This is a genomic window from Pseudomonas sp. MF06569 (assembly GCF_059862735.1).
In genome coordinates this window covers 1-25,079 of sequence record NZ_JCBCUZ010000026.1, presented here as the reverse complement: position 1 = coordinate 25,079, position 25,079 = coordinate 1, and the positions used below count along the sequence as shown (strand labels likewise).

The following is a 25,079-nucleotide window of genomic DNA, read 5'->3' as shown; positions in this document are numbered from 1 at the left end:
CGGTTCAGCCCACCAGGGACCCGGCGATCTTGAAGGTTTCGATAAACAGGTCGCTGAGTTTGCGCAAGATCCAGTGACCGGCAAACATCAGCATGCCCAGGGTGATCAGCAGGCGCGGCAGAAAGCTGAGCATCTGTTCGTTGATCTGGGTCGCGGCCTGAAACACGCTCACCAGCAGGCCACCGAGCAGGCTGGGCACCACCAGCACGCAGACAATCAGGCCCGTGATCAATACGGCGTGGCCCACCAGGCCCACGGCGACTTCAGGCGTCATCATCACGAACCTCCAAAGGGCTGGATGCTGCTGGCCAGGGTGCCCATCAACAGGGCCCAGCCATCCACCAGCACGAACACCATGAGCTTGAAGGGCAGTGAAATCATCATGGGTGAGAGCATCATCATGCCCATTGCCATCAAGACACTGGCGACCACCAGGTCAATCACCAGAAACGGCAGAAAGATCATGAACCCCAGCTGGAATGCGGCTTTCACCTCACTGAGCACAAAAGACGGCAACAGCAGGGAGAAGTCGAGGTCCTCAAGGTTTTCGGGCAATGTTTCGTTGGCCAGCGCCACCATGGTCTCCAGGGAGGCCTTGTTGGTTTGTGCGAGCATAAAACCGCTGATGCTCTTTTTGGCCACGTCCAGGCCCTGATCCATGGTGATCTGATCGTTCTGGAACGGCTGGTAGGCATCGTGGTAGACCTCCTGCCACACCGGGCGCATGACCAGCATGGTGAGGCACAGCGCGATACCGATCAGAATCTGGTTGGGCGGGCTCTGCTGCAGGCCCAGGGCCTGGCGCAGGATGGCCAGCACGATGATGAAGCGCGTAAAGCTGGTCATCATCATCAACATGGCCGGCAAGAAACCCAGCAGCGTCATCATCACCAGGATTTGCAGCTTGATGCTCAGTTCCTGGCCGTTTTCACCGTCATTGAGGCTGAACAGCGAGATCTCGCCGTTGGCCGCCAGTGCCCATTGCGGTACACACGCCACGAGCATGACCAGAATGCAGAACGCGGCTGGCTTGATCAGTTTCATAACGCCAGGTCACTCAGGCTGGAGCCGCTGAGTTCCACAATCCGCAGGCCATAGTTGCCATGCACCACGACCACTTCGGCCTTGGCAAACAGGGCGCCGTTGACCTTGACGTCCAGCGGCGCGCCAGCCAGCTTGTCCAGAGCAATCACACTGCTGGCGTCAACGTCCATCAGCTCGCGCAGGGTAATTTCCGTTGAGGCCACTTCCAGGGTGACGGTGACCGGAATCTTGCCGAAAAACTTCAAGTCCTGATGGGGCAGGGGAGCCGCTTCAGGGGGGCTGGGCGCAGGCACGAGGTCGTCGTCGAAGGCAGGCAGCGTGTCATTGAGCAGGTTGTCGAAGTCGGAATCGGAAATGGAGGTGTTCATTGGCTGTTAACACTGTCGAGAGAGGTTAAAAACAAGGCGCCGTCATCTTCGGAAATGGCCCCGTGAAACAATTTTTGCTGCTTGATATGCACTTCACAGCGCTCCAGCAAACGCACCATCAGGATGTCGTCCACTTGCAACGCCAGCACCTTGCCCAGGGGCATGTGTGCCCGTGCCAGCACGCAGTCCAGGTGTACCGGCAATTCGGCGATGGGGTAGCCGGCGCCGTCGGACTGGGACGAGGGCTGGTCATCGCTCAGGCGGCGCGTCAGCTCATCGACGGCATGGGCATCCAGAGACAGGAACACCGATGACACCAACTGGGTGGCGGTGCTGCAAAACACGAACTGGATGCAGTAGGCCCAGTGAATCTCTTCATAGGTGCTCACCGAACTGTCGACCGTGCCCAGGGGGATGTCCCCCATCAGGATGCGGGCGCAAATGGTCGAGACATCGACACCCAGCCGCGTACGCATGCGGTGTTCCGACGAACTGACCGGCGGCTCGTCCTGGGCAGGGGGGGTGGAGCCACCGTAGTAACTTTCCAGCAACTCGCTTAATAACGGGCGCTCGATACTGAAACCGATTTTGCCGATAGCGGTCATGTACCTGCATTGCGGATCCGGTTGTTGTGTTTCATGGACAACCACTTCCAGCAGATCGCTGTTGATTCGATAGGTACTTAGAAAGTAATCACTCAGTGCCTTTGGGTATTTGCCTGCCAGCTCTTTTATATAAATAGGTACTTTGTGATAGTACCGGCCCAGTTTTTCGGGCTTTAAAAACAACAGGTCGTCTGCGGGCACCTGATGTTGAACTTTTCTGTAACCAGTCATAGTGAAAAGATCGTTCCTGGAAGTTGTAGCGCGCATCCTTTTGTTTCTCGTGTCTGCCTGAAAGGGGCAGGTGATTCGTTTCCTGGAATCGAGAAGCAGACATCCGCTGCCTGCTGGGGTCGGGGAGCGCCTGGCTGGTGGCGAGTATAGGAACCCGGGTAGAAATTCCTAAATCAAAAACTGTCAAATCGCCGTTTGATAAGGATCAGGACGATTTGATGGTTAATGATTTCAGTTTTGTCGCGACCTTGCCTACAGTTCGACCGGTCACAGGAACGTGAGTCTTTACAGGCTGCTTGAGTGCAGCCAGCACCCGAAACGAACACGCACAGGTATCGCACCGTCATGAACACTTCCCCACGCCGGGTGCCAGCATTCATGCCGACAGACACATGCGATCCAAACCGCAGGTATACACGGTGAGACCGGTTATTAATTCGTATAGTCATCCCGCTACGGCCTCGTTTGAGCCCCGCGCCGAACACCCTCCCGTTATTGTGGTGGGTCACCCGGACAATAAAGGGTATTCAATACTGGTCGACAGTTTGTCTGAACAACATTGTCCTGTGATCTGTGTTGAAAGTTATAGCCAGTTGCACACACATGTGTTCAATCAAACCACCCTGGTGTTTGTGTTTGTCAGCGGCTTTTCAGTTCAACTGTTAAATGCCGAGACTGAAAACCTTATTCGTCACGCCCGCCATATAAGTATTGTTCCGGTTGTCGAGTACGCCGAGCAGGAACGTGCAACGGCGCTGCTTGAAAGAGGGTGCGTGGACTACCTGCTGGCGCCGTTCAGTGCTACCCAGATCAAGGCGTTGTTGCAGCGGCATGCGGCGGCGGCCAGTGCCCAGGAAAGCTTTGTGTCGTGTTCGGCAGCGGGGCGCCGTCTGCTGGCGATGGCCCAGCGGGTGGCCCTGTTGCTGGGCATGCCAGCACACGCGGCGCCCTTGATGGATCTGGTGGACATCGAAGGGATCCGCTCCAACCAGGTGATTGGCTATGGCCTGGTGGTGGGGCTGGACGGCAGCGGCGACAAGAATCAGGTCAAGTTCACCAACCAGTCGGTGGCCAACCTGATCAAACAGTTCGGCATCAACCTGCCGCCCAATGTCGATCCCAAGCTCAAAAACGTGGCCGCAGTGACCGTCACTGCGAGCATTCCGGCGTCGTACAGTGCCGGGCAGTCCCTGGACGTGACGGTCTCGTCCCTGGGTGATGCCAAAAGCCTGCGCGGCGGGCAACTGCTGCTGACCCCGCTGATGGGCGTGGACGGCGAAGTCTATGCACTGGCCCAGGGCGCCGTGGTGGTGGGCGGGGTCAAGGCTTCGGGGCGCAGTGGTTCCAGTGTGTCGGTCAACAGCTCCAATTCGGGCCTGATCCCTAACGGGGCGACGGTCGAGCGGATGATCCCCAGCGATTTCAACGAGCGCAGCGATGTGATGCTCAACCTGCGCAAACCCAGCTTCCAGACGGCCAGCCGGGTTGCCGAAGCGGTCAACGCACGTTTTGGCGCCGGCAGCGCCACGGCCCTGAATGGCACCAAGGTGTCGGTCACGGCGCCGATTGCCACCAGCCAGCGCGTCAGCTACATGGCCATTCTTGAGTCCCTGGACGTGCAGGAAGGCAGAACCCGGCCCAAGGTGGTGTTCAACAGCCGCACCGGCACCGTGGTGGTGGGACAGGGGGTGCGGGTCAAGGCGGCGGCGGTGGCCCACGGCACCTTGACCGTGACCATCAGCGAAACCCCGCAGGTCAGCCAGCCGGGCGCGTTTTCAGGCGGGCAGACCGCCGTTGTACCGCGCTCCGACATTGATGTCAGCCAGCAGCGCAACCCCATGTTCGCCTGGCCTGACGGTGCCGACCTGGACAGCATCATCAAGACGGTGAACAGCCTCGGGGCGACGCCGGATGATGTGATGAGCATATTGCAGGCACTGGAACAGGCCGGTGCCCTGAACGCTGAATTGATCGTGATTTAAGGCCCTTTTCACCATGAGCATTACCCAAATTTCCCAACACCGAAAATCGGGGCAGGAGCTTTCTGCCGATGTGGCCGTGGCACGCCAGGCACGTCTTGAAAACGTGGCGGAGCAGTTCGAGGCCATGTTCTTGCAGCAGATCCTCAAGCAAATGCGCAAGGCGGGCGATGTGTTGTCCGAGGGCAGCCCGATGCGCAGCCGCCAGGGCGACACCCTGCGTGAGTTCCACGACGAAGCGCTGGCCGAAAAGCTGGCTGGCCATCGCAAAACCGGGATTGCCGACATGCTGGTCAAGCAGCTGTCTCCCGGCATGCCGTCCACACCCCCTGCAGCCCCGGCCCAGAGCGGTCAGTGCGGCGCGCCGGTGGCCCCGGCTGGCCTGCTGGCCGCCAACAAGGCGCTGACCAGTGCGCGGGCTGCCCACCATGATTTGCCGCCTGCTGCCCCGAAACCGCAGATGGTCGACAGCTTGCTGGCACCCATCGTCAACACCTGGCAGCGCGGTATCGACAGCCTTGGCAAGGGGGCTGCCGGGTTGGTGGCGCTGGTGGAAAAAGTCATCCAGCACGAGTCGGGCGGTCGGGTGGCGGTGGTCTCGCCCAAGGGCGCCCGTGGCCTGATGCAACTGATGCCGGGCACGGCCCGGGAAATGGCCCAGGAGCTGAACCTGCACTACAACGAGCAGCGCCTGACCCGTGATGGCGAATACAACAAGCAATTGGGCACGGCGTATCTGGACAAACTGCTCAAGCGCTATGACGGCGCCACGACGCTGGCGGTGGCGGCGTACAACGCCGGGCCCGGGCGAGTGGATGAGTGGCTCAAGAGCAATGGCGACCCGCGCCAGGGCACGATCAGCGTCAGTCAGTGGGTGGAGCGCATTCCGTTCAAGGAAACCCGCAACTACACCCGTTCGATCCTGGCCGACCTTGGCCAGAGCGGTGTGTCGCCCAGAGCGCCATCCGCTGCTACGCGCAGCGGGAAGATGGATGGCCTGGCATTTAAGTCGGGCGCCATTGCGGTCGCCTCAAGCACACAGGACCTCACTACCACCGTCAGCCGTGCAGCCGAACTGAGTTCACCGGCTTTTGCCCAGAACATGCGGGTTGCGCGCAAGGAGATTGAAACATGAGCCTCATGGGCCAGATCGGTTATTCCGGTGTATCGGCGGCGCAAGTCGCCCTGAACGCGGCGGCACAGAACATTGCCAACATCCGCACCCCGGGTTACAGCCGCTTGTCCGTGCAGACGGGCTCGGTCGGCGGGCAGGGCCAGCAGGTGGGGGGCGGGGTTGACGTAATCGGGGTCAAGCGCATCAGCGACGGCTTCAAGACCCAGCAACTGTGGCGTGCCACCACTGACATGAACTACTACCAGGCCGGTCAGGACTACTTCAGCTCGCTGGAAGGCGTGATGTCGGGGGAGGGTTCCAACCTGAGCACCGGGCTCAACAACTTCTATGCTGCCCTGAGCGCCGCCAGCAGCAGCCCCGGTGATATCCCGTTGCGCCAGCAGATCCTGTCCGAGATGAAAAATCTCACCCAGCGCTTCAACGGGCTCAACAGCAATATCGACAATCAGCTCAAGGGCCTGCATGAGCAACGCTCGGCCATGGGCACCGAAATCAACGGCCTGAGCAATAACCTGGCGCTGCTCAACCAGAAAATCGTGCAGGCCGAATCCAACGGCGCCGACAGTTCTGCACTGCGCGATCACCGCGAGTCCCTGGTGGGCGAGCTGAGCAAGTACGCCGATGTGCGCGTGAGCGAAAGCCGCGACGGCTCCCTGACCGTGTCCCTGGCCAACGGCCAGCCACTGGTCAGCGGCAAAACCGCGGGCCAGTTGTCGATCACCCTCAACGCTGCGGGTGAACAGGAAGTGGCGCTGAATTTTGCAGGCACCAGTTTCCCGTTGTATCAGGACACCCTGGGCGGCGCGTTCGGCGGGCTCTACAACGTCGAGCACAATAGTTTGTTGCCCGCCCGTGAAAGCCTCAAGGAAATGGCCGGGGCCCTGGCGACCCTGGTCAATGACACCCTGGCGACCGGTTTTGACCTCAATGGCAACCCGGGCAGCCCGCTGCTGACGTTCGACCCCAGCAGCACCAACGGCCTGTTGCAAATGAATGACGTCAAACCCGAAGAGCTGGCGCTGTCCGGTGTCGCGGGCGAGAGCGGCAACAACCAGGTGTTGCTGGACCTGATCGAACTGAAAAACACCCGGGTCACGGTAGGCGGCAACTCGGTGACGTTGAGCGAAGCCTACAGCGGCATGCTGGGGGATGTGGCCAGTGCCAGCCGACAGAACCAGGCCGACCTCAAGTCTTCCACCACCGTCACCGAGCAGGCCCAGAGCCAGCGCGACAGCGTGAGTGCGGTGAGTGATACCGAAGAAGCCCAGGCGGTGATGGATTACAACAAGGCGCTGCAAGCCAACATGAAGGTCATTCAGACCGCCAACAGTATTTTCGACACCATTCTGGCGGCTGTCTGAAGCCCGGCACACCGACTTGAGTAAAGGCCTGAACACATGCGAATCACCAACGTACACACCTCTGCCCTGATGCACAGCAACATGAACCGCAACGCCGAGGCGATCGGCAAGCTGCAGGCACAAATCGGCAGCGGCCTGCGCATCCAGAAACCTTCGGACGACCCGATTGCCAGCGCCCGCCTGATGCGCATCGAGCGCGAGCAGGCCAGCCTGGAACAATACAACCTCAATATCGGCCGGGTATCGGACAACCTCATGGTGCAGGAAACCTATTTGAAGTCCGGCTCCGACGCCATGCTCGGCGTGCGCGATCTGCTGCTGTGGGCCGGTAACGACAGCAACAGCGGCGAGGATCTCTCGGCCATCGCCGATGAAATGTCGAGCCTGGAACAGAGCATCATGAGCTACTTCAACGCCAAGGACGAAGCGGGCAACTACCTGTTTTCGGGCACGCTCAGCAACACCCCGGCCGTGACCTTTGACCCGGCCAGCGGCACCTACAGCGTGACGGGCAACGACCAGCACCGTCAGGCGGTCGTGGGCAATGGCGTGATGATCGATGACAACGTGACGGCCAGGGACATCCTCGGTCCCAATGCCGACTTGCTGAACGGTCTGCACAGCCTGGTCGACAGTCTGAAGGCCGCGCCCAACGATCCGGCCACCCGCCAGCAACTCAAGGACACGCTGGACAGCCTGGACCAGACCCACGGCCGCGTGCTGGGCGGGCTGACCGAGCTGGGCGGGCGCCAGAACACCCTGACCCTGCTGGGCAACGGCAACGCCGATGTGTCGCTGGCCAACCAGAAAGTCCAGGGTGATCTGTCGCAACTGGACCTGGGCGGGGCGTTCCTGCAGGTCAGTGGCTACGAGCTTTCAATGCAGGCCAGCCAGAAGGTCTATACCCGCGTAGCGGCCATTTCCTTGTTTGACCTGATGTAAACCAGAACCGGAACACCCGACATGAAAGTTGTAAACGAACGCTCGGCCATTGCTTCTTATGACCTGGGCATGCGCACTCAGGCCCAGCAGCGCGACACCGTGCCCAAGCCGCGTGTGCGCAATGCCAGGCCGCCCGAATTGGCCAGCGCCCAGCGCCAGCCGGGGAAAATGGCCGGGCTGAGCCTGCAGTTGAACCAGCAGTCGTCTTCCATTCAGGCCGCGCACCTGTACCTGACCCAGGTCACCGAGCAGTTGAGCAGTTTCAAGCGTGATCTTGGCCGCAGCCTCAACGGCCCGGCCAAGGGCGGTCTGGAGGGTGAAACCCTGGCCCGTTCGGTCAATCGCCTCAACGACCTGCTGGAAAACCGCAGCCGGTTATCGGCCGCCAGTGTCGATGCCCAGATGGGCCTTAACCTGGACCATCCGTTGCGCAGCCGTTTCAGCATTCAGGGGCTTGAATCCCTGAACGCGGTACAGGCCTCGGGCAGTGAAACCCTGCTGTTCAGTGCCGGGCGGCACATGCCGGGGCCGATTGCCGTGGTGCTGGACGACGACATGAACGAGCGCCAGATCCTGCGCCGCTTCAACACCAGCCTGGCCCAGGCCGGGTTGCATGCCGAGGTCAACAGCGAAGCCAAATTGCGCTTCTCGGCCACCGAGTCGCAATGGGGCAAGCTCAAGGGCCAGATGTCGATCCAGGGTGAAGACAAACTCTTCGCCCGGGCCAGTTTTACCCCGGTGCACAGCAAGGAAGAAAACCTGCTGGGCGCACCCTTGATTGCGCCCAAAGGTACGGGCCGGGCCGAGCTGCGTCAGTTGATGGCCACGGTGGACAAAGGGCTGGTGCGGGTCAACGGGGTCATCGAGCAACTCAACCAGCGCCAGGGGCATGTCCGGGAGCAGATCGGTCGCCACGAAAGCAAGGATGAAAAGCGCTGGGCCCACGACTTTGCCGGTCGCGTGTTCGAGGGCGAAGCGGGGCAGGGCAGTGACTACCTGAAAGTGGCGCAACTGGTGCAATGCCAGGCCAATGTGTCGCGGCACCGGGTGGTCGGGTTGATGGGCTGAGTCGAGGGATCAGCCGGTTTGCAGGTCCCCTGCCCGGATGTCGGTGGTGTAAATGCCCCGCGCCGCCCGCACGGGCACCGGGGGCGTGAGCGGCCTGATATCGATCAGCTCCCAGGCCAGCCAACCGTCCTCGTAATAGCGTGCACAGGCCGCTGGCACGTCTTGCGGTTCAAACGGGCGTATGGCCTTGACCCGTACGATGGCCACGGCCATGCCCTCGGGGTCTTCATCACCGTCGATATGCAGAAATCGCTTGTTCTCGACAATCAGCAGGTCTTCGGTCGGGGCCAGTTCGGGGTGCCAGCGCCGCACTTCAAGGGTTTTCTCCCCCGAGGCAATTCGGCTGGCGCCGGGGTGAACAATGGACAGGGTTTTGATGGCACTCTCCTTAGTGGCCTGGTTGCTCGAGCAGTGACTGCTCGTAGGCGGCGGTCATGGTCTGCCAGGTTTTTGGATCGGCAGGGATCAGATGCTCGATGCGCAAAGATGTTACCGTGATGTCGAGCGGCATGCCGAAAGTGGTGAACGTGGACATGAAATTCAGCTCGCCCAGAGGGGAGCGGATACGGGTCAGTACCAGCGGTGGCAGCTCATTGCTCACGGCGGCGCAGGACGGCGGGGCATCGAGGGTTTGCAGCAGTTCGGCCAGGGCCGGGTTGTCCAGCGCCTCGCGGGTAGCCCGCTGCCAGGCAATGCTGCGGATTTGCTCGGGGTTGATCAAGTGGTCGCCCAGGCCGCCGGGTTGCAGCAGGGTGGTCAACAGGTTCAAGCCCTGCGCCGCGTCGGCGGGAAGCCCCAGCAGATTGAACAGCACCCGGGTGCTGGCGTTGGCTGCCAGCACCTGCCAATGGCTGCCCAGCACGATCGCCGGAGCAGGGTTATTGGCGTGCAGCACATGGCTGATGGCGTCACGCACGGCGTCCATTGCCGGGGAGGACAACGGGGTGGTTTCGTAGCGAGGCGCGTAACCGGACGCCAGGAACAGGCTGTTGCACTGCTCCAGCGGGACCTCCAGGGCCATCAGCAAGTTGTGCAGAGTGCCTGGGCCGGGACGGGCGCGGCCGGTTTCAATGCAGCTCAAATGGCGCTGGGAAATGCCCGCGATCATGGCCAGGTCGAGCTGGCTCAAGCGGGCCTGTCGGCGCAGCAAGCGCAGCTGGGGTCCGGCGGTTGTCGGGGCCGTGGTACGGGGGAAGGGTTGGCTGTTCATGCATCAACTCTGGCAGTGGCCATGATCGGCGTCCATGACCTGTGAGGTCATTGCGGGTGCGGCAAAAGTATCACTAACTGGCGTACCGTCAGCCCCCCTCAAAGGACAGTACATGAACAAACCCTATCTCGCCCTTGCCGCATTGCTGGGCTTCGCCGGTTACACGGGCTACACGATGTGGACGGCGCAGCAGTCGCTGGTGGCCTTCGGCCTGGGCCTGATGTCCAGCCCCGACACGGCTCAGGTCGTGATTGACCTGTACCTGCTTGCGGTTCTGGCCTGCATCTGGATGTACCGGGATGCTCGCGCCAAAGGCCGTTCGTTGGGATCGGTGCTGCCTTATCTGCTGCTTACCGCCGTTTTTGTTTCCGTGGGGCCGCTGCTGTATATCGTGGTCGATGGGTTCAGGTCGGGCGTCAAAACACCTGCTGATATCTGACAACGCCCTGCCAATAGCGACATTGCGACACCTTTTACACATGCACGCTGTTCTGGATTAGATTCAGGCCCTCATAATGCCAGCATTAAAAAGCGTGTCGTCGTGCAGATGAGGTGATGTCTTGTTGAGTGGTGATAAAAGCTCGGTCGAGCTGAATTGGAACGAAGTTTGGGACGGCTTCAAACAGCTTTTGCCCATTTCCATGTTTGTGGTGGTGTTCGGCATTGCGTTCGGGCTTGCTGCCGCTCAGACGGGGCTGGACGATGGGGCAAGCCTGCTCATGAGCACCCTGGTGTTTGCCGGTGCGTCGCAGTTCGCAGCGCTGGACCTTTGGGGTGCGCAGGTACCTCTTGTTCCGTTGATCGTGACAGTGTTTGCGATCAATGCCCGGCATCTTTTGATGGGGGCAACCTTGTACCCCTGGCTGCGCGAGCTCCCTACGGCCAAGCGCTACGGGGTGATGATGGTGATATCGGACGCCAACTGGGCGATGTCGATGCAAGCGTTCAACAGCGGCAAATCGGGCATCGGCCTGATCCTGGGCGGCGGCATTGCGCTGTGGGCGGCCTGGGTGCTGGGCAGTTGGCTGGGCGTGTACTTTGGCAGCGACATCCAGGATCCGGTCAGTCTGGGGCTGGACATGGTGATGGGCTGCTTTCTGCTGGCCATGGTGGTCGGCGGGCAAAAGAACCTGCGCATGCTGGTGATCTGGGGTGTGGCAGCCGTCTCGTCACTGTTGGCGCACCGGTACTTGCCTGAAAACAGCCATGTGGTGGTCGGGGCACTGGCGGGTGGCGTGCTTGGCGCTGTGTGGATGGAGAAGAAAAAGTGAGCATTGATACCGCAGGTTACGGCACCTTCATCATCATTCTGATCATGGCTGTGGTCACGTTGGTCACGCGCCTGGGGGGCGTTTTCGTGATGTCCTTCGTTCCCATCAACTACCGGGTGCAACAGTTCATCAGCGCCATGTCGGGCTCAGTGCTGGTCGCGCTGCTGGCGCCTCTGGCGCTTAACGGTGACAACGGAGCACGCCTTGCCTTGCTGACCACGGCAGTTGTGATGCTGGTGCTCAAGAAGCCCCTGCCCGCGATCGCGGCAGGCGTGATTGCCGCGGCGGTGTTCAGGCATTTGTGATAGCACGCATGTGTCGCGGCCTTCTGTAGCCGCTGAGCACTGCGACGTAGCAGTCGTGAAGTCGGCTTGCACGGCTTATCAGGCACTGCGCGTGTTGCGGTTTTGCGACCGCTACGTCGCAGTGGCGCACCATCTCGATCGCAGCCTCGTTCTACTCGTCAGCGGCTACACGCGGTACACGCGGGATGGGTGCCGAAACCTGTAGTCGCTGACGAGCCGTGCGAGGCTGCGTCCGGCTGCGAAGCAGTCGTGAAACCGGCTTGCACGGTTAATCAGGCACTGTGCGTGTTGCGGTTTTGCGACCGCTACGTCGCAGTGGCGCACCATCTCGATCGCAGCCTCGTTCTACTCGTCAGCGACTACACGCGGGTTAGACGACGAATCTGAAACGCTGTGGAGCCCAGCTTTACCCCGCCCAATTCACCAAGCATCATGTGCCGCCCGCACCCACGTCCAGGGTGCCGGGTATTGGCGGTTAAAAGGAACTGAAGTTGAACGAACACACATTGTCCATGCGCCTTGAGCGCGTGGCAGCCCATATGCCAGCCGGTGCGCGCCTGGCCGATATCGGTTCGGACCATGGGTATCTGCCGGTGGCGTTGATGCGCCGTGGTGCCATCGCGGCAGCGGTGGCAGGCGAGGTGGCGTTGACGCCGTTTCACGCGGCGCTACGCACTGTGCGCGACAACGGCCTGGAACAGCAGATCACCGTGCGCCAGGCCAATGGTCTGGAGGCCATCGAGGCGGCAGACGAGATCACCGCGATCAGTATCTGCGGCATGGGTGGCGAGACCATCCGCGACATCCTTGAGAGCGGCAAGGCGCGGCTGAACGGGCGGGAGCGGCTGATCCTGCAGCCCAATGGCGGTGAGCAGCCTCTGCGCCAATGGCTGATGGACAATCACTACAGGATCCTGTGCGAAGAGCTGTTGCAGGAAAACGGCTTCTACTACGAAATCATCGTCGCCGAGCGCGCCGGGCCGGTGCTGTATACGGCCGAGGAGCTGTATTTCGGACCCCTGCAGATGCAGGCGCGCAGCCCTGTGTTTCTGGGCAAGTGGCAACGCATGCTGCTTCAGAAGCAGAAGGTCCTGACCAGCTTTGACCAGGCGCGGCAGGCGGTACCCGAGGACAAGGTGCAGGAAATCGCCCGGCAGGCCCGGTGGATCACTCAATTGATGGCCTAGGCCCGGGCCGCTGATCTCAAGCTTTCGTACGCAGCCATGCCAGCAACTGTGCCTGAGGGCTATCGGCAATCAACGGCTGGGGCGAAAGCAGGCAATAACGCGAACCGTCCTCGACGAACCCCCCAGGCGCAGCCAGTACGCCGCTTTCCAGATCGTCGCGCACCAGATGCCAGGGGCCGATGGCCACGCCCAGGCCAGCAACGGCCGCCTGCAGGCTGAAATAGAAGTGCTCGAAGGTTTGCCCCGGTGTCTCAGGCCAGGCGAGGCCTGCCGCTGCGGCCCATTCATGCCAGGCCCCCGGCCGCGTGCGCGTGTGCAGCCGGGGTGCGTCGGCCCGCAATTGCGGGCTGGCGTCCTCTGCACAAAACCACTGGGCAACTTTTTCCGGGCGACATACCGGGCCGATTTTTTCCGCAAACAAGGGCTCTGCGTGATAACTGTCGGCCCAGGGGAAATCGTCACGGCGGATGGCCAGGTCGATGTCACTTGCAAAGCTGAACGGCCCTCCACCCGCGACCAGATGTACGTTGATCTCCGGATGCCGGGCCTGGAAGTCAGGCCAGCGCGGGATCAGCCAGCGCATCAGCAACGTAGGCTCGCAAGACAGCACCCAGGCCGGTTTCTGGCGGGCGTTGGCGCGCAGTGTGTCGATGGCCTGGGCCATCAACCCCAGTCCATCGCCCACCGCTTTGGCCAGCACGCGGCCGGCATCGGTGAGAAACACCCGGCGGCTGCGGCGCTCGAACAGCTCCACACCCAGCTCGTCTTCGAGCAGGCGCACGGCGCGGCTGACCGCGCCGGGGGTCAGGTGCAGTTCGCTGGCGGCACGACTGAAGTTCTCCTGGCGTGCCGCGGCCTCAAAGCAACGCAAGGCCAAAAGGGAAGGCAAACGCCCATGACTGGTTGGTGAGTCAGACTCACTATTGTTGTCAGATATCATCGTTATTCATCTGCAGTTTGTGCCAATAGCATGGCGTCTGTTCGTTAACAGTCGACAGGATACGCCATGACCGAATTGATAGCTGTAATCACAATAACCCTGCTGGCCATCATCAGTCCGGGGCCCGATTTTGCGATGGTGACGCGCAACAGTCTGATGCTGTCGCGCCGCGCCGGGGTGCTGACCGCCCTGGGCATAGGCCTGGGGGTGATGGTGCATGTGACCTACACCCTGGTGGGTGTGGGCCTGCTGATCCAGCAGTCGCCCTGGGTGTTCAGCGCCATCAAGCTGGTGGGCGCGGTTTACCTGATGTATTTGGGTGTGAAGATGTTGCGTGCCAAACCCGGCGGCGGGTCAGCCGAAAGCCTGGTGGCACCGTTGTCGGATCTGGCGGCGCTGCGCACGGGCTTTCTCACCAATGCACTCAACCCTAAAACCACACTGTTTATCGTCAGCCTGTTTATGCAGGTAGTGCGACCGGACACACCGCTGGCCGTGCAGATTGGCTATGGCGGCTTTATTGCAGTGGCCCATATGGCCTGGTTCGCTCTGGTCGCGCTGTGTTTCTCGGCGGGGGCCGTTCAGGGGCGTTTGCTTGCCGTGCGTCACTGGATCGACCGCGCCTTCGGTGGGCTGCTGGTTGGCTTCGGGGTCTTGCTCGCGGTTCTACGCTGAACAGGGGTAATTTCCTCTCCTTGAAGTGTTTTTTTCACCTGACGGGAAGCCCGGAATCAGAGCTGACGCTGTACAAAAGTCAGTTACAAATAATAAGATGAGAAGAATTATCATTAACATCAAGCGAATCTCACATGTCTCACGACAGGACCGTCTCGCCCGTCGAGCAGCTGTATGCGAATCATCATGGTTGGCTGCGGGGCTGGCTTCATCGGCGATTGGGGCATCGCGCCGATGCCGAGGACCTGGCACACGACACGTTTATCCGTGTACTGCGTTCAAAGCACGATGCGCAGGCGTTGCGTCAGCCCATGGCGTTTCTTGCAACCATTGCCAACGGTCTGCTGATCAACCGCTGGCGGCGCCAGGCAATCGAGCGGGCTTATCTTGAGGCGCTGGCTGCCCGACCGGCAGGCGAGGAGCCTTCCCCCGAAGACCGCTACCTGACGATCGAGACCCTGCTGCAACTCGATTCGCTGTTGATCGGGTTGTCTGCCCGGGTGCGGCAGATTTTCTTTATGTCCCAGCTTGATGGCTTGACCTACCCGCAGATCGCCGCGCAGTTGAGCCTGAGCGTGGCCCAGGTGCAGCGGGCCATGGGCAAGGCCTTCAGCGTCTGTTACGCGAGCCGTTTCGAATGAGCGGCGTTTCTGTAAATCCCCGTGTACGGGATATGGCCATCGACTGGATTGTGCGCATGCAGTCCGGGCTCATGGGGGCGGCTGACCATCAGGCCTTGCAGCAATGGCGTCAGGCGAGCGCTGAACACGAATGTGCCTGGCAGCGCGTCAGTAGCCTGGCGCTGTTGCTGCAGCCCGGGGCCACGCTTTTATCCGATGCCACAGCGCGCAGGGCGCTTGAGTCAGCCGGGGCACACCCTCAGCAGCGCAGGCAGCTGCTCAAGTGCTTGTTGGCACTGGGCCTGTTTGGCGGGGTTTCCTGGCAAGGTGCGCAATCGACCGTGGTGCGCACAGCCCTGGCCACTTACCGCACCACAACGGGCGAGCGTCGTCAGTGGCGGCTGGCCGACGGCACTTCGTTATGGTTGAACACGGCCAGTGCGGCCAACGTGGAGTGGCGAGAAGACCAGCGCCATGTGCAGTTGATCGAGGGCGAACTGGCTCTGAATGCACAGGCCGAATCAGGTTCGGTGCAGTTGGTCACGCCCAATGCCGTGTTGCGTGGCCGTGGGGCCAGCCTGCTGGTGCGCCATGATCGCCAGGGCACTCAGGTGACGGTGTTGCGCGGCCTGGTGCAGGTGAACTCGCCTTACAACCGGGCGCCATTGTTGCTGGAGGCGGGTTGGCGAACGCGGGTGGATGCCGGGGGCATTCATCCGGCAAGCCTCACCGATGTGTTTCTGGCCCAGGCGTGGCTGCGGGGCATTTTACCGGCCGAGCGCATGCGCCTGGATGCTTTGCTGGCCGAGCTGTCACGCTATCGGCCCGGTATTTTGCGCTGCAGCGAACAGGTGGCGGCCTTGCGCGTGACGGGCAGTTTCCAGCTGGATGACACGGATGCGGCGCTGGCGCTGGTCGCCCATGCATTGCCAGTCCGTATCGAGCGGCGGACCCGTTATTGGGTCACAGTGGTGGCGGTCTGAATTATTTTTTCGTTCTGCGCGACAGTTTTTCGAAACTGGCGGGGCCTATAGGAGTAACCCACCGAAACAGGTGGGCCTTCACCTTCAGGAGCCCTGCATGATTTCCCCCGCACGTGTTTTATGCGCCCGCACCTTTGGCCTGCTTTTACTGGGCCTGCAACCGCTTTACAGCGCAGCCGTTTTCGCTGCTGATGAGCGTCAGCACTTCAATATCGATGCCGGCCCCCTGGATCAGGTGCTTTCGCGTTTCGGCGTGCAGGCGCGAATCAGCATGGCCGGGAGTTCGACACTGACGGCGGGCAAGAGCAGCAAGGGCTTGCAGGGCGACTTCAGTACCGAGGCGGGCCTGACACGACTGTTGTCGGGCACCGGCCTGAGCTATCAGCGCCGGGCGGACGGCAGCGTCGAACTGTTTCAGGGGGCAGGGGCGGTCGTGCTGCCCTCGCAGAAGGTCACAGGGGAAGATCCCGCCCTTGAAGAGGTCTATCTGGCGCCTCGATCCACCGTGTATATCTCCAGCGAAGAGATGCAACGTTTTGGCGTGATCTCGGTGGGCGATGTACTCAAGGGCCAACCGGGTGTGCAGGTAGGGGACAGCCGTAATGGTGGTGGCCTGGATGTGAACATTCGTGGCATCCAGGGGCAAAGCCGGGTAGCCGTCACGGTCGATGGCTCGCAACAGGCGCTAGATGTGTACCGCGGCTACGCCGGTACGCAGCAGCGCAGCTACATTGACCCTGACCTGATCAGCGATATCACCATCGACAAAGGCCCGAGCCTGACATCGAGTGCCATCGGCGGCACGGTAAAGATGCGCACCATCGGCGTAGACGACATTTTGCGTGACGGTCAAACCGTTGGCCTGCGCCTCAAAGGCGATGTGTGGAACAACGGCGTTGCTCCCGCCTCCCGTGACGGCCATTCGGCCACTGAGACTCTCTACTCCGAACCGCACCAGGACCGTGGCGGCCTGTTTGGTTCAGAGGCCCAGTCCGGCAGTGCCGCGTTTGCCTGGACCCACGACTACTTCGATGTGGTGGCAGCGTACGCGCATCGCAATCAGGGCAACTATTTCGCTGGCAAGAAGGGTCAGGACCGCTACCGCACGTTTAACCGTTATGGGCGCGAGAACATGACGGTCGCCACGACGTACAACCCCGGTGAAGAGGTGCTCAACTCATCGGCAGAGACCGACTCGTACCTGATCAAAACCACCATTCGCCCGGCCGACGACCATACGCTGGAGTTGGGTTTCAGGCGGTACGACGGCCATATTGGCGAGATCATGCCTTCGGATATTTTCCGGTTTGGCACCGGGGGCATCTACCAGTACCCCCTGAGCCACACGAAAATCGACACCTATACCGCCCGCTACAATTACCTGCCAGACGCCAATCCGTTGGTGGACCTGACGGCCAGCCTGTGGATGACGGACGCTCAAACCAGCAACCTGACGTCGGTGCTGGCGCCGGCTTCACAGCGTTATCGCTCGGATCGCAACTGGACCCGACAGGCCGACCGGCGCATTGGCGGCGACCTGGCCAATACCTCGCGGTTCACTACGCGCTACGGCGATCTGAAGCTGGATGTGGGCAGCGGGTTCCAGGTCGAGGAACTGCGCCCGCAGAAAGGCGTGGTCACCAATCAGGATGACATCAATGCCAACCGCAGCCTGCGCGATGGCTCCCGGCAGGAGTTCAGCCTGCACAGCAAGCTGGAGTACCAGCCGGTCGACAGGCTGACGCTCTGGGGGGGCGGTCGTTATACCTATTACCGCACCAAGGATCACGTTGCCCACTCGACGGCGCTGCGCGAGGAGCGCGAGTTGAGGTACCTGAGGGTCTTTAGCCCGCAGAGCTACGGCAACATGATGTGGTTCCCGGATCAGAACGGCCAGTACACCGACGCCACGGACCCGCGGTTGAACAACGGTATCGTGTTCAACAACACCAACTTCCCTTTCGAGGGCACGCGCTACAACGACTTCGGCGCTACCGAGTCGACGGTCTATCCGTCCCAGGTTGGCGAGGTGGTCAGCGGTTACGCGTACTCCGGTAAACAAAGCGACAGCGGCGGTGCTTTTGCGCCTGCCATTGGTTTCAACGTCGAACTGGCGCCGGACACGTTCTTCTATGCCTCATACACCCAGGGCCTGCGCATGCCTTCGCTGTTTGAAACCAGTCAGGGCGTCTTGCAGACCATGCCCGGCAAAGGCCTGAAGCCCGAGCGCTCAAGCAACTGGGAGATCGGTGCCAGCACGCTGCATAAAAGCCTGTGGGTGGACAATGACTCGGCGGCCATCAAGCTTGCCTACTTCAATACCAACATCAAGAACTACATCACCCGCTATTACGATCCAAGCCCGGGGTTGATGGGCCTGATGCAGTTCAGCAATACCGACAGCTTCAAAACCAGCGGCCTGGAGTTGCAATCGCATTACGACGCGGGTCGCGTGTTTGCAGATTTTTCGTCCACTTACTACCTGAAAACCGAAACCTGCGACTCGACCTTCGCGGCACGCTTGCGAGCCAGCTCCAACCCCTATCAGGACTTGAGCAAAACGCCGAACTGCACGCCGGGCAGCTTCATGGGTTCTTACTCCAACACCCAGAACCCGCCAAGCTTTGCGGCAAACCTGACCACGGGCCTGCGTTTTTTTGACCAGACGCTCACCGTCGGCGGCCGTGGGACCTATACCTCAGGCCCGACGGTCAAGGCCGACAATGAATGGCAAACCGGTGCCACCACGCCGCAACTGGTCTATGAGCAAGTGGCGCTGTTTGATCTGTTCCTCAACTACAAGCTCAAGGACCACACGCAGCTCAATGTGTCGTTGCAGAACCTGACTGACCGCTATTACCTCGACCCGCTGGCCCAGAGTTTCATGCCTGCGCCTGGGCGTACGTTGCGCGTGGGTGTGCAGACCACGTTCTAGTCGGCCCGTTGGCTGGCGCTGTCGAACATGGCGATAAAACGGTTGATCAGCGGTGACGGGTTGTGGGCATGCCAGCTCATGTACAGCCCGATGGCAGGGTTGGCAGATTCTGCCACCGGGCGAATCGGGCGAAACACAACCTTGTCGCGCATGTTCGAGCCTGCAATGGACTCAGGCACCAGCGCCACGCCAAAACCGCAACTCACCAGGCCGATCAGGGTATGGATCTGCGCGGCTTCCTGTACCACCCTGGGGTAAAAACCGGCGGCTTCGCACAGGGCGATCAATTGGTTGTGATAGCCGCTGCCCAGGGCCTGGGGGGTGAACACGAAGTCTTCGTCGGCAAAATCCCGAAGCTCGATCGGGCCTGACTGCGCTTTTGGATGATCAAGGGGCAGCGCCATGACGATGGCTTCCTCGAACAACAGGCGCGATTCGATGTTCTGCGCCGAATGCGGCAGTTTGCGCATGAACGCGATATCGGCTTCTGCGGCCAGAATCGCCTTGGCCTGGCTGGAGGAGGGCATCTCCCGGATGACCAGCTGGACATCGGGAAAGCGTTGGCGAAACTGCCTGAGGGTGCTGAGCAATGGCTCGTAGTACGCGATGGAGACGGCAGTCACCGTGAGGGTGCCCGCAATGCCTTCGGACACCTGGCGAGCGTGTTCAATCCCCCGTTCCAGCGCCTTGAGTGTTTGATAGGCGGCCTGCAAAAAGACAGTGCCTGCGGGTGTCAGTTTGACCTCGCGCTTGTTGCGGGTGAACAGGCTGAAACCCAGTTTGCCTTCCAGGCGATTAATGGCCTGGCTCAGGGGCGGTTGGGCTATATGCAGGCGAATTGCAGCTTTATGAAAGTGCAGCTCTTCAGCCACCGCGATGAACTGCCTGAGCAGTCGGGTTTCGATCATTTCCAGCGTTCCTTGATTTGAATTGATCACTGTTGCCGGAGCAGGGTAACAATTAATGATATAGAAGGCTTGATTACTCATCGGCTTTAAAGAGGCCGCGTGATAGGCGCAGCGTATCAACTGATTGCCTGTTTAGTATTAAACAACTTCCAGTCCGATTGATAAGGTGAGGTGATAAACACGAGGAACTACCCATGAACTTTTCCGGAAAAACCGCCGTTGTAACGGGTGCTGGCCGTGGGCTGGGTTTGAGTTATGCACGTGAGTTGGCAAGGTTGGGTGCCAATGTCGTGATCAGTGACAGTGGCGCAGACAAGACGGGTGCAGGCACGGATGCCGCCGTTGCCCTCGATGCCGCCCGAACACTTGCAGCCGAGGGATTCAGCGTGATCGGCCATCATGGCGACCTGGCTGGCGAGCAGGGGTGTCGGCAATTGATCGAGACGGCCATCAATGGGTTCGGGCAACTGGATATTGTGATCCACAACGCGGGCTGGGTTGGTTATCAGTCGATCGAAGAAACCCAACCGGCGTTTATTCAGCGGGCGCTGGATATAAACATCTACAGCCCGATCTGGCTCTGCAAGCATGCCTGGAAATACCTCAGGCACTCTGCAGCTGCACGGGTGGTGCTGACGTCTTCGGACCGCGCCATGTATCAGCAGTATGCGCAGCCGGGGCTGACGGCCTATGCCGCGGGCAAGATGGCTCAGCTTGTGATCATGAATGCACTGAGCATGGAAGGTGCGGCCGATGGCATCCTGGTCAACGCCGTATCGCCGGTGGCCAAGACCCGTATGTGGGGCGTGAGTGGCGAGCCGGACAACTTGAAACCTGAATGGGTCACTCCCGGCGTGATGTTTCTGGCTTCGCCGTTGTGCCAGGACACGGGCTACATTCTACGGGCCAGCAATGGCCAGTTCACCGCGACGCGATGTGTCGAGAACCCGGGGGTCGACTATCCCCTCGATCTGGCTCGGGTCAAAGCCTCCAGCGCCGAGCAGGTTGCCCGGTTGTGGGACCAGATCAAGGAGTGCTGAGTTGTTTGCCCGCAATCTTTGAGGAACATCGGACTTGAAGACCCATGTTTCAAGTGAGCAGAAGGACTGTTAATTGTGCCTATAACTTAAGTATGGGGTAGGGAGCAGGGCACGGATAAAACCCTTGTGCAGGTTGATGTTCGTGGCGTTATAAGCGGTTATTACAACTTGAGTATTAGTCCTTAAGTTGGGTCGCGGCGGTGCTATATAGAGTGTTAATACCAAGTTGTGAATTGTGTGTTGAAGCCTATGGAGTTGTTATGTCCTTACGGATGGAATGTCCCTTGATATCAGAACAGGGGGCCTTCGAACTTAAGCACAGCAAGTTCAAGGGAGTTGATGATGAACACTCAACCATGGTTGAAAACGAGCACCGCTCTATTTTTGGTAATGACCGCCGGCCTGGCGGGTTGCAGCAGCGGTGGAGGTGGCTCCAAGACCACCATCAATACCACAAACACTACGCCTCCTGTCACCACCACCACGACTACGCCGTTGGTGACAGGCCAGGTCGCCAATGAAGTGGGTACCGGACTGGGCGGTGTCGGTGTACTGGTCAGTGATGTGGGCACTACCCTGACCAAAGTTCCAGTGGTCGGCGCAGCCGGTGGGCTGGTGGTTCACACCGGTGACGCCGTGACGTCCATTACCGACGGCGTGACCAATGGCCTGGGGTCCCTGGGCACTGATAAAAACTCGCTGGGTATCACCGTGGCCGGTGTCACCAACGGGGTCAGCGACGTCGGCAAGGGTGTTTCGTCACTGGGCACGGGTGTCAGCGGTTTGGTCGATAACACACCGATCAGCCAGATTCCGCTCGTGGGGGGCGTTGTGGGCAAGGTCACTGACACCACAGGTGGTCTGGTGAACAAGGTCGGCACCACCGTCACCATGCTCGGCAATACGCTGACGACCAACGTCACCAGCGGTCAACTGGGCAAGGCGACTGGCGGCGTGAATGACAAAGTCGTAGTGCCAGTGATTTCACTGGTCGAGAACGTAACGGGCAAGGTGGGTACAACAACCGGTTTGGGCAAGCCAGTGGACGGTTTGCTGAAACAGGTTGGCGGCGTGGTAGGGGGGCTCGGTGACAAAGTGGCGGATACAGGCAAAAACCCGGTAACAAACCTGGTCGGGGGTGTGCTGGGTGGTGTGGGCGGCGTGCTGGATAAATCCGGCGGTTACGTCAATCCGCCAGCAGGTGCAGGCACCGGTACAAACACGGGCGGCCTGGGTGGCTTGCTGGGTCTGGGCGGCAATGGTGGCTTGCTGGGTGGCCTGGGCGGTCTGGGCGGGGCAACGGCCTCGACAGGTGGTCAGGTAAACACCGGCACTGCGGGTGCAGGCACTACCACCGGAGGCTTGGGCGGTCTTGGCGGCTTGCTCGGCGGTCTGGGCAACCTGGGCAAGAAAAACTAGGCATTGACCCTCTCCAGGAAGTCTTCGCGAGACGACAGCCCCATGGCTTCGCTCGCGTGGGCCCTGAGGTGCGATTGGGTGAGCTACCGTGCAATGTGCCTGAGTGCAACGCCAGGCATCCCGCGGCCGGAACGTCGGGAGTAAGCGCGGTGACGATGGCGGTCCCGGCATGCAGGTGTGAACCTGACACCACGGCTGTGCCGCCATTGCCTGCGTTCATGTGTTGAAGCGGTATCCTCTCCCGGACGAGTTCCTGCTCCCCCGATCAGATCCTTGATAACGGCATAGCCACACGTGGCAAATGTCACAATCCCTGAGTTCACGTCAGACTCCGTTTCCCGGATGGCCAGTGTGTAAAGCACATGAGCCTGATCGAACGCGCATAAAGCGAGAGGAGACCGCTGACGCCTTTAGACGGGCGCGCGCGTTAGGGTTGTGGCCGATACACGTCTGCTTTAGGTTATTGAAGGTCACCGTATCACCCTCATCAACAAGGAAATATCCAATGAAAGGAAGCTGTGCCTGCGGGGCCGTCGGGTATGAAATTGACAGTATCGACATGCCGATGAGCCACTGCCATTGTCACTCGTGCCGCAAAACCCATGCGGCAGCGTTCGTGACCACTGCGGGTGTTTTGCGTGAGCACTTTCGCTGGACGAAGGGGCAGGAACACCTGAGCAGTTACGAGTCTTCCCCCGGGAAATTGCGTCGCTTTTGCTCGCTGTGCGGCTCTCACCTTGTGGCAGAGCGAACCGCAGCACCGGCTGTGATTGTTCGTGTCGCAACGCTGGACGAGGACCCGGGGGTGCGTGTGCAATATCACATTTGGGTTGATCATGACGCTCCATGGCTCAACCATGAGCATCTTGCGATGCACCCGCAATGGCAGCCGGGGCGCTGAGGTTGTTTTGATGTGCCCGGGCGTTTGAAAAATGGAATTTCATTCAGTATCCAGGAGGCAGGCTTTGGCTTTCACATCACCTGTTCGCACGCTTCGAGAAGTGTCTGAACTTGATTACCACGACAGCAGATCGGTCCAGCTACCTGCACCCATCACGGCGCTTGAAGCCTGGAACCTCATGACGGCCGAACAGGGGCTTCCCATGCGCCTGGCTTTCCGGACCCGGGATGCCATTTCCTCCCTGTTTGGCGTGAAGCGCATCGGTGGTTTCTCCGGCACCCGGCGAGAGGCCGTGCAAGAGGGCGACTATCTGGATTTTTTTCTGGTGGAGCACAGTGCTCCCCAGATGCTGGTGCTGACCGAACGTGACCGGCATCTGGATGTGATGATTTGCCTCTCGATAACCACCGATCATCTGCTGGTGGTCACATCCTCGGTCGTGACCCACAACGCCTATGGCCGTCTCTACATGTTGCCGGTGGGCCCGGCGCACAAGCTCATCGTCAACAGCTACCTCAGGCAAGTGAAACGCAAACTCGCACAGAGGGCTTGAACACCGGTGCGCCAACAGGCTGCATTCAGCCGGGGATCAACTCATTTGCTCTTGAAGGCTTGTTTCTATCAGTTCGGCCAGCAGCCTGGCTGCAGGCGTGAGGTGCTCATTCACAGCATGCAGCACATACCCCAGGGTCGGAACCGCGGGTAACCCGCGAATAATCGCGAGATGACTCGGCAACCCGATGCGGGTGCGCAGGGTCACTCCCAGTCCGGCGGCAACGGCCGCCCAGATCCCCCCCACGCCAGGGCTGGTCAGTGCAATCCGCCAGGCAATTTTTGCTTCATCCAGCGCCTTGATCGCCGCGCTGCGCATGACGCATGGGGCATCGAACAGGATCAAGGGCAGTGGCGCGTCGCCAGGCATGTAGCGGGCCGGTGTGTCCCGGGACCCGATCCAGTGCATTTGCGTTTCACCCAGGCGCGTAGCACAGGCGGATGGCTGCCCGGTGTCCCAGGCCAGTGCCAGGTCAAGCCCGTCGCTGTCCATCAGGGCCAGCAGCTGGGCATTGCGCGCGATCCTGACTTCCAGGTTTACCAGGGGATAGCTCATGGCGAACCGGCGCAAAATGTCGCTTAGAAAGTGCTCGCCAAAGTCTTCCTGAAGCCCGAGGCGCACAGTTTCTGGCGTCTGGTGTTCATTCAGCGTCTGGAAAATGCTGTCGTTGAGTTCCAGTAGCCGACGGGCATGAGTCAGCAAGGATTCGCCCATTGGCGTCAGTGCCAGGCCCCGGCCGGATTTGAGCAGGACGGGCGTGCCGATCTGCTCTTCAAGTTTCTTGAGTTGTGCGCTCACGGCAGAGGTCGAACGGCCCAGGCGGCCTGCCGCCTTGGAAAAACTGTTGAGCTCCACGCCGGTCACGAAGGTGCGCAGTACATCGAGGTCGAAGACAGGGCGTCGCATTTGATCATCCACAATTTTGGAACGATGGGCGTCATTTAATCTGATATTCCCAATGGTTGCGACTTGATAGATTTCTTCGGTCATCACTTCACAGGAGCAATGCGCCATGCCGTTTGCACGTATCTCGTTGCACCGGGGCAAGTCTGCCGAGTATTTGCGGGCCCTTTCACAGGGGTTGCACGATGCGTTGGTCGAGAGTTTCGAGGTGCCGTTGGCTGACCGGTTCCAGGTCATTGACCAGCATGAAGCAGGCGAGCTGATTTTCGATCCGGGCTACCTCGGCGGGCCGCGCAGTCATGACTTTGTCTTGATTGCCATAACGGCAGGGCGCCCGCGTTCGACACTGACCAAGCAGCGCTTTTATCAAGACCTGGTCACCAAACTGAACCGTGCCACCGGCCTGGACCCTGAGGATGTCATGGTGATCGTGACCACCACAGAGGCCGAGGTCTGGTCATTCGGGGGCGGGCGGGGCAACTGAACAATGCTGAGG

The 25,079-nt window shown here is 60.4% G+C and carries 27 protein-coding genes; 18 read left to right on the top strand and 9 right to left on the bottom strand.

What is annotated here, in order from left to right:
* Positions 1-4 precede the first annotated feature (4 nt).
* Genes AC19YQ_RS19990 through AC19YQ_RS19975 form a run of 4 tightly spaced genes read right to left on the bottom strand, consistent with a single transcriptional unit; the run spans position 5 to position 2,248 of the window.
* Positions 5-277, bottom strand: a complete 273-nt coding sequence (locus tag AC19YQ_RS19990; RefSeq protein WP_133079257.1) for a flagellar biosynthetic protein FliQ — start codon at positions 275-277, stop codon at positions 5-7.
* Positions 277-1,005, bottom strand: a complete 729-nt coding sequence (gene fliP / locus AC19YQ_RS19985; protein WP_405046753.1) for a flagellar type III secretion system pore protein FliP — start codon at positions 1,003-1,005, stop codon at positions 277-279. Before fliP ends, AC19YQ_RS19990 begins: the two co-directional genes overlap by 1 nt.
* A 35-nt stretch (positions 1,006-1,040) precedes the next feature.
* Positions 1,041-1,412, bottom strand: coding sequence for a FliM/FliN family flagellar motor switch protein (locus AC19YQ_RS19980; protein ID WP_500595762.1), 372 nt, complete (start codon positions 1,410-1,412; stop codon positions 1,041-1,043).
* The gene (locus AC19YQ_RS19975) at positions 1,409-2,248 is read right to left on the bottom strand and encodes a FliM/FliN family flagellar motor C-terminal domain-containing protein (protein WP_500595761.1); all 840 of its coding nucleotides are present in this window, start codon (positions 2,246-2,248) and stop codon (positions 1,409-1,411) included. The genes AC19YQ_RS19980 and AC19YQ_RS19975 overlap by 4 nt, the downstream gene beginning before the upstream one ends.
* An 899-nt stretch (positions 2,249-3,147) precedes the next feature.
* Between AC19YQ_RS19975 and AC19YQ_RS19970 the strand changes: the two genes are divergently transcribed.
* The 5 genes from AC19YQ_RS19970 to AC19YQ_RS19950 are packed head-to-tail and all read left to right on the top strand — an operon-like array spanning position 3,148 to position 8,733.
* The gene (locus AC19YQ_RS19970) at positions 3,148-4,230 is read left to right on the top strand and encodes a flagellar basal body P-ring protein FlgI (protein WP_500595787.1); all 1,083 of its coding nucleotides are present in this window, start codon (positions 3,148-3,150) and stop codon (positions 4,228-4,230) included.
* A 13-nt stretch (positions 4,231-4,243) separates the two neighbouring features.
* Complete coding sequence (locus AC19YQ_RS19965; protein WP_500595760.1) at positions 4,244-5,362, top strand: lytic transglycosylase domain-containing protein; 1,119 nt, start codon at positions 4,244-4,246, stop codon at positions 5,360-5,362.
* Positions 5,359-6,723 (top strand): flagellar hook-associated protein FlgK, encoded by a 1,365-nt coding sequence (gene flgK / locus AC19YQ_RS19960; RefSeq protein WP_339475759.1) that lies wholly within the window; start codon positions 5,359-5,361, stop codon positions 6,721-6,723. The genes AC19YQ_RS19965 and flgK overlap by 4 nt, the downstream gene beginning before the upstream one ends.
* 36 nt (positions 6,724-6,759) lie before the next feature.
* Positions 6,760-7,665 (top strand): flagellar hook-associated protein FlgL, encoded by a 906-nt coding sequence (flgL, locus tag AC19YQ_RS19955; RefSeq protein WP_500595759.1) that lies wholly within the window; start codon positions 6,760-6,762, stop codon positions 7,663-7,665.
* Between the two features lie 21 nt (positions 7,666-7,686).
* Positions 7,687-8,733, top strand: a complete 1,047-nt coding sequence (locus AC19YQ_RS19950; protein WP_339475754.1) for a hypothetical protein — start codon at positions 7,687-7,689, stop codon at positions 8,731-8,733.
* 9 nt (positions 8,734-8,742) lie between these two features.
* On the opposite strand, the gene AC19YQ_RS19945 is transcribed toward AC19YQ_RS19950, so the two are convergent.
* Together AC19YQ_RS19945 and AC19YQ_RS19940 are read right to left on the bottom strand one after the other, a co-directional pair.
* Positions 8,743-9,096 carry an ASCH domain-containing protein gene (locus AC19YQ_RS19945; RefSeq protein ID WP_339475927.1) on the bottom strand — a complete coding sequence of 118 codons (354 nt, stop codon included), beginning with the start codon at positions 9,094-9,096 and terminating at the stop codon, positions 8,743-8,745.
* Positions 9,097-9,121: 25 nt separating this feature from the next.
* Entirely contained in the window at positions 9,122-9,943 is an 822-nt protein-coding gene (locus tag AC19YQ_RS19940) for a helix-turn-helix domain-containing protein (protein WP_500595758.1), read from the bottom strand.
* Positions 9,944-10,055: 112 nt separating this feature from the next.
* Between AC19YQ_RS19940 and AC19YQ_RS19935 the strand changes: the two genes are divergently transcribed.
* From AC19YQ_RS19935 to AC19YQ_RS19920, 4 genes are all read left to right on the top strand, one after another.
* On the top strand, positions 10,056-10,382 hold the full coding sequence (locus AC19YQ_RS19935; RefSeq protein ID WP_339475749.1) for a DUF2834 domain-containing protein: 327 nt from the start codon (positions 10,056-10,058) through the stop codon (positions 10,380-10,382).
* Positions 10,383-10,503: 121 nt separating this feature from the next.
* Positions 10,504-11,214: an AzlC family ABC transporter permease gene (locus AC19YQ_RS19930; protein ID WP_133079267.1), complete on the top strand. Its 711-nt coding sequence runs from the start codon at positions 10,504-10,506 to the stop codon at positions 11,212-11,214.
* Complete coding sequence (locus AC19YQ_RS19925; RefSeq protein WP_500595757.1) at positions 11,211-11,519, top strand: AzlD family protein; 309 nt, start codon at positions 11,211-11,213, stop codon at positions 11,517-11,519. The genes AC19YQ_RS19930 and AC19YQ_RS19925 overlap by 4 nt, the downstream gene beginning before the upstream one ends.
* A 491-nt stretch (positions 11,520-12,010) precedes the next feature.
* The gene (locus AC19YQ_RS19920) at positions 12,011-12,706 is read left to right on the top strand and encodes a tRNA (adenine(22)-N(1))-methyltransferase (RefSeq protein WP_500595756.1); all 696 of its coding nucleotides are present in this window, start codon (positions 12,011-12,013) and stop codon (positions 12,704-12,706) included.
* 16 nt (positions 12,707-12,722) lie between these two features.
* Here the strand turns inward: AC19YQ_RS19920 and AC19YQ_RS19915 are convergent, their stop codons facing one another.
* Positions 12,723-13,646, bottom strand: coding sequence for a LysR family transcriptional regulator (locus tag AC19YQ_RS19915; RefSeq protein WP_500595755.1), 924 nt, complete (start codon positions 13,644-13,646; stop codon positions 12,723-12,725).
* A 66-nt stretch (positions 13,647-13,712) separates the two neighbouring features.
* Here AC19YQ_RS19915 and AC19YQ_RS19910 point away from each other — a divergent pair, with 66 nt between their 5' ends.
* The 4 genes from AC19YQ_RS19910 to AC19YQ_RS19895 all read left to right on the top strand — a co-directional run bounded on the left by AC19YQ_RS19910 (position 13,713) and on the right by AC19YQ_RS19895 (position 18,859).
* Entirely contained in the window at positions 13,713-14,321 is a 609-nt protein-coding gene (locus tag AC19YQ_RS19910) for a LysE family translocator (protein WP_500595754.1), read from the top strand.
* Between the two features lie 134 nt (positions 14,322-14,455).
* Entirely contained in the window at positions 14,456-14,962 is a 507-nt protein-coding gene (locus tag AC19YQ_RS19905) for a sigma-70 family RNA polymerase sigma factor (RefSeq protein WP_500595753.1), read from the top strand.
* Positions 14,959-15,924: a FecR domain-containing protein gene (locus AC19YQ_RS19900; RefSeq protein WP_500595752.1), complete on the top strand. Its 966-nt coding sequence runs from the start codon at positions 14,959-14,961 to the stop codon at positions 15,922-15,924. Before AC19YQ_RS19905 ends, AC19YQ_RS19900 begins: the two co-directional genes overlap by 4 nt.
* A gap of 97 nt (positions 15,925-16,021) precedes the next feature.
* Positions 16,022-18,859, top strand: a complete 2,838-nt coding sequence (locus AC19YQ_RS19895; protein ID WP_500595751.1) for a TonB-dependent receptor — start codon at positions 16,022-16,024, stop codon at positions 18,857-18,859.
* Here AC19YQ_RS19895 and AC19YQ_RS19890 read toward each other — a convergent pair.
* Positions 18,856-19,767: a LysR substrate-binding domain-containing protein gene (locus AC19YQ_RS19890; RefSeq protein ID WP_133079275.1), complete on the bottom strand. Its 912-nt coding sequence runs from the start codon at positions 19,765-19,767 to the stop codon at positions 18,856-18,858. The genes AC19YQ_RS19895 and AC19YQ_RS19890 overlap by 4 nt on opposite strands.
* Before the next feature lie 194 nt (positions 19,768-19,961).
* Between AC19YQ_RS19890 and AC19YQ_RS19885 the strand changes: the two genes are divergently transcribed.
* The 4 genes from AC19YQ_RS19885 (at position 19,962) to AC19YQ_RS19870 (ending at position 23,680) form a co-directional block, all read left to right on the top strand.
* A complete protein-coding gene (locus AC19YQ_RS19885) occupies positions 19,962-20,807 on the top strand; it encodes an SDR family NAD(P)-dependent oxidoreductase (RefSeq protein WP_500595750.1) in 846 nt (281 codons plus the stop codon).
* A 342-nt stretch (positions 20,808-21,149) separates the two neighbouring features.
* Entirely contained in the window at positions 21,150-22,226 is a 1,077-nt protein-coding gene (locus AC19YQ_RS19880) for a collagen-like triple helix repeat-containing protein (protein ID WP_500595749.1), read from the top strand.
* Between the two features lie 505 nt (positions 22,227-22,731).
* Positions 22,732-23,127: a GFA family protein gene (locus tag AC19YQ_RS19875; protein WP_500595748.1), complete on the top strand. Its 396-nt coding sequence runs from the start codon at positions 22,732-22,734 to the stop codon at positions 23,125-23,127.
* Between the two features lie 31 nt (positions 23,128-23,158).
* Positions 23,159-23,680 carry a DUF2867 domain-containing protein gene (locus tag AC19YQ_RS19870; protein ID WP_500595747.1) on the top strand — a complete coding sequence of 174 codons (522 nt, stop codon included), beginning with the start codon at positions 23,159-23,161 and terminating at the stop codon, positions 23,678-23,680.
* A gap of 36 nt (positions 23,681-23,716) precedes the next feature.
* Here the strand turns inward: AC19YQ_RS19870 and AC19YQ_RS19865 are convergent, their stop codons facing one another.
* Positions 23,717-24,586, bottom strand: coding sequence for a LysR substrate-binding domain-containing protein (locus tag AC19YQ_RS19865; RefSeq protein ID WP_500595746.1), 870 nt, complete (start codon positions 24,584-24,586; stop codon positions 23,717-23,719).
* Positions 24,587-24,692: 106 nt separating this feature from the next.
* Between AC19YQ_RS19865 and AC19YQ_RS19860 the strand changes: the two genes are divergently transcribed.
* Positions 24,693-25,067 carry a tautomerase family protein gene (locus AC19YQ_RS19860; protein WP_500595745.1) on the top strand — a complete coding sequence of 125 codons (375 nt, stop codon included), beginning with the start codon at positions 24,693-24,695 and terminating at the stop codon, positions 25,065-25,067.
* The last annotated feature ends 12 nt before the right edge of the window (positions 25,068-25,079 follow it).

Bases quoted from the DNA above. Each gene is read 5' to 3' on its own strand.
- AC19YQ_RS19990 (WP_133079257.1), bottom strand. From the start codon at position 277: ATGATGACGCCTGAAGTCGCCGTGGGCCTGGTGGGCCACGCCGTATTG.
- fliP (WP_405046753.1), bottom strand. From the start codon at position 1,005: ATGCTCGTGGCGTGTGTACCGCAATGGGCACTGGCGGCCAACGGCGAG.
- AC19YQ_RS19980 (WP_500595762.1), bottom strand. From the start codon at position 1,412: ATGAACACCTCCATTTCCGATTCCGACTTCGACAACCTGCTCAATGAC.
- AC19YQ_RS19975 (WP_500595761.1), bottom strand. From the start codon at position 2,248: ATGACTGGTTACAGAAAAGTTCAACATCAGGTGCCCGCAGACGACCTG.
- AC19YQ_RS19970 (WP_500595787.1), top strand. From the start codon at position 3,148: ATGGCCCAGCGGGTGGCCCTGTTGCTGGGCATGCCAGCACACGCGGCG.
- AC19YQ_RS19965 (WP_500595760.1), top strand. From the start codon at position 4,244: ATGAGCATTACCCAAATTTCCCAACACCGAAAATCGGGGCAGGAGCTT.
- flgK (WP_339475759.1), top strand. From the start codon at position 5,359: ATGAGCCTCATGGGCCAGATCGGTTATTCCGGTGTATCGGCGGCGCAA.
- flgL (WP_500595759.1), top strand. From the start codon at position 6,760: ATGCGAATCACCAACGTACACACCTCTGCCCTGATGCACAGCAACATG.
- AC19YQ_RS19950 (WP_339475754.1), top strand. From the start codon at position 7,687: ATGAAAGTTGTAAACGAACGCTCGGCCATTGCTTCTTATGACCTGGGC.
- AC19YQ_RS19940 (WP_500595758.1), bottom strand. From the start codon at position 9,943: ATGAACAGCCAACCCTTCCCCCGTACCACGGCCCCGACAACCGCCGGA.
- AC19YQ_RS19935 (WP_339475749.1), top strand. From the start codon at position 10,056: ATGAACAAACCCTATCTCGCCCTTGCCGCATTGCTGGGCTTCGCCGGT.
- AC19YQ_RS19915 (WP_500595755.1), bottom strand. From the start codon at position 13,646: ATGATATCTGACAACAATAGTGAGTCTGACTCACCAACCAGTCATGGG.
- AC19YQ_RS19910 (WP_500595754.1), top strand. From the start codon at position 13,713: ATGACCGAATTGATAGCTGTAATCACAATAACCCTGCTGGCCATCATC.
- AC19YQ_RS19905 (WP_500595753.1), top strand. From the start codon at position 14,456: ATGTCTCACGACAGGACCGTCTCGCCCGTCGAGCAGCTGTATGCGAAT.
- AC19YQ_RS19900 (WP_500595752.1), top strand. From the start codon at position 14,959: ATGAGCGGCGTTTCTGTAAATCCCCGTGTACGGGATATGGCCATCGAC.
- AC19YQ_RS19895 (WP_500595751.1), top strand. From the start codon at position 16,022: ATGATTTCCCCCGCACGTGTTTTATGCGCCCGCACCTTTGGCCTGCTT.
- AC19YQ_RS19890 (WP_133079275.1), bottom strand. From the start codon at position 19,767: ATGATCGAAACCCGACTGCTCAGGCAGTTCATCGCGGTGGCTGAAGAG.
- AC19YQ_RS19885 (WP_500595750.1), top strand. From the start codon at position 19,962: ATGAACTTTTCCGGAAAAACCGCCGTTGTAACGGGTGCTGGCCGTGGG.
- AC19YQ_RS19880 (WP_500595749.1), top strand. From the start codon at position 21,150: ATGAACACTCAACCATGGTTGAAAACGAGCACCGCTCTATTTTTGGTA.
- AC19YQ_RS19875 (WP_500595748.1), top strand. From the start codon at position 22,732: ATGAAAGGAAGCTGTGCCTGCGGGGCCGTCGGGTATGAAATTGACAGT.
- AC19YQ_RS19870 (WP_500595747.1), top strand. From the start codon at position 23,159: ATGGAATTTCATTCAGTATCCAGGAGGCAGGCTTTGGCTTTCACATCA.
- AC19YQ_RS19865 (WP_500595746.1), bottom strand. From the start codon at position 24,586: ATGCGACGCCCTGTCTTCGACCTCGATGTACTGCGCACCTTCGTGACC.
- AC19YQ_RS19860 (WP_500595745.1), top strand. From the start codon at position 24,693: ATGCCGTTTGCACGTATCTCGTTGCACCGGGGCAAGTCTGCCGAGTAT.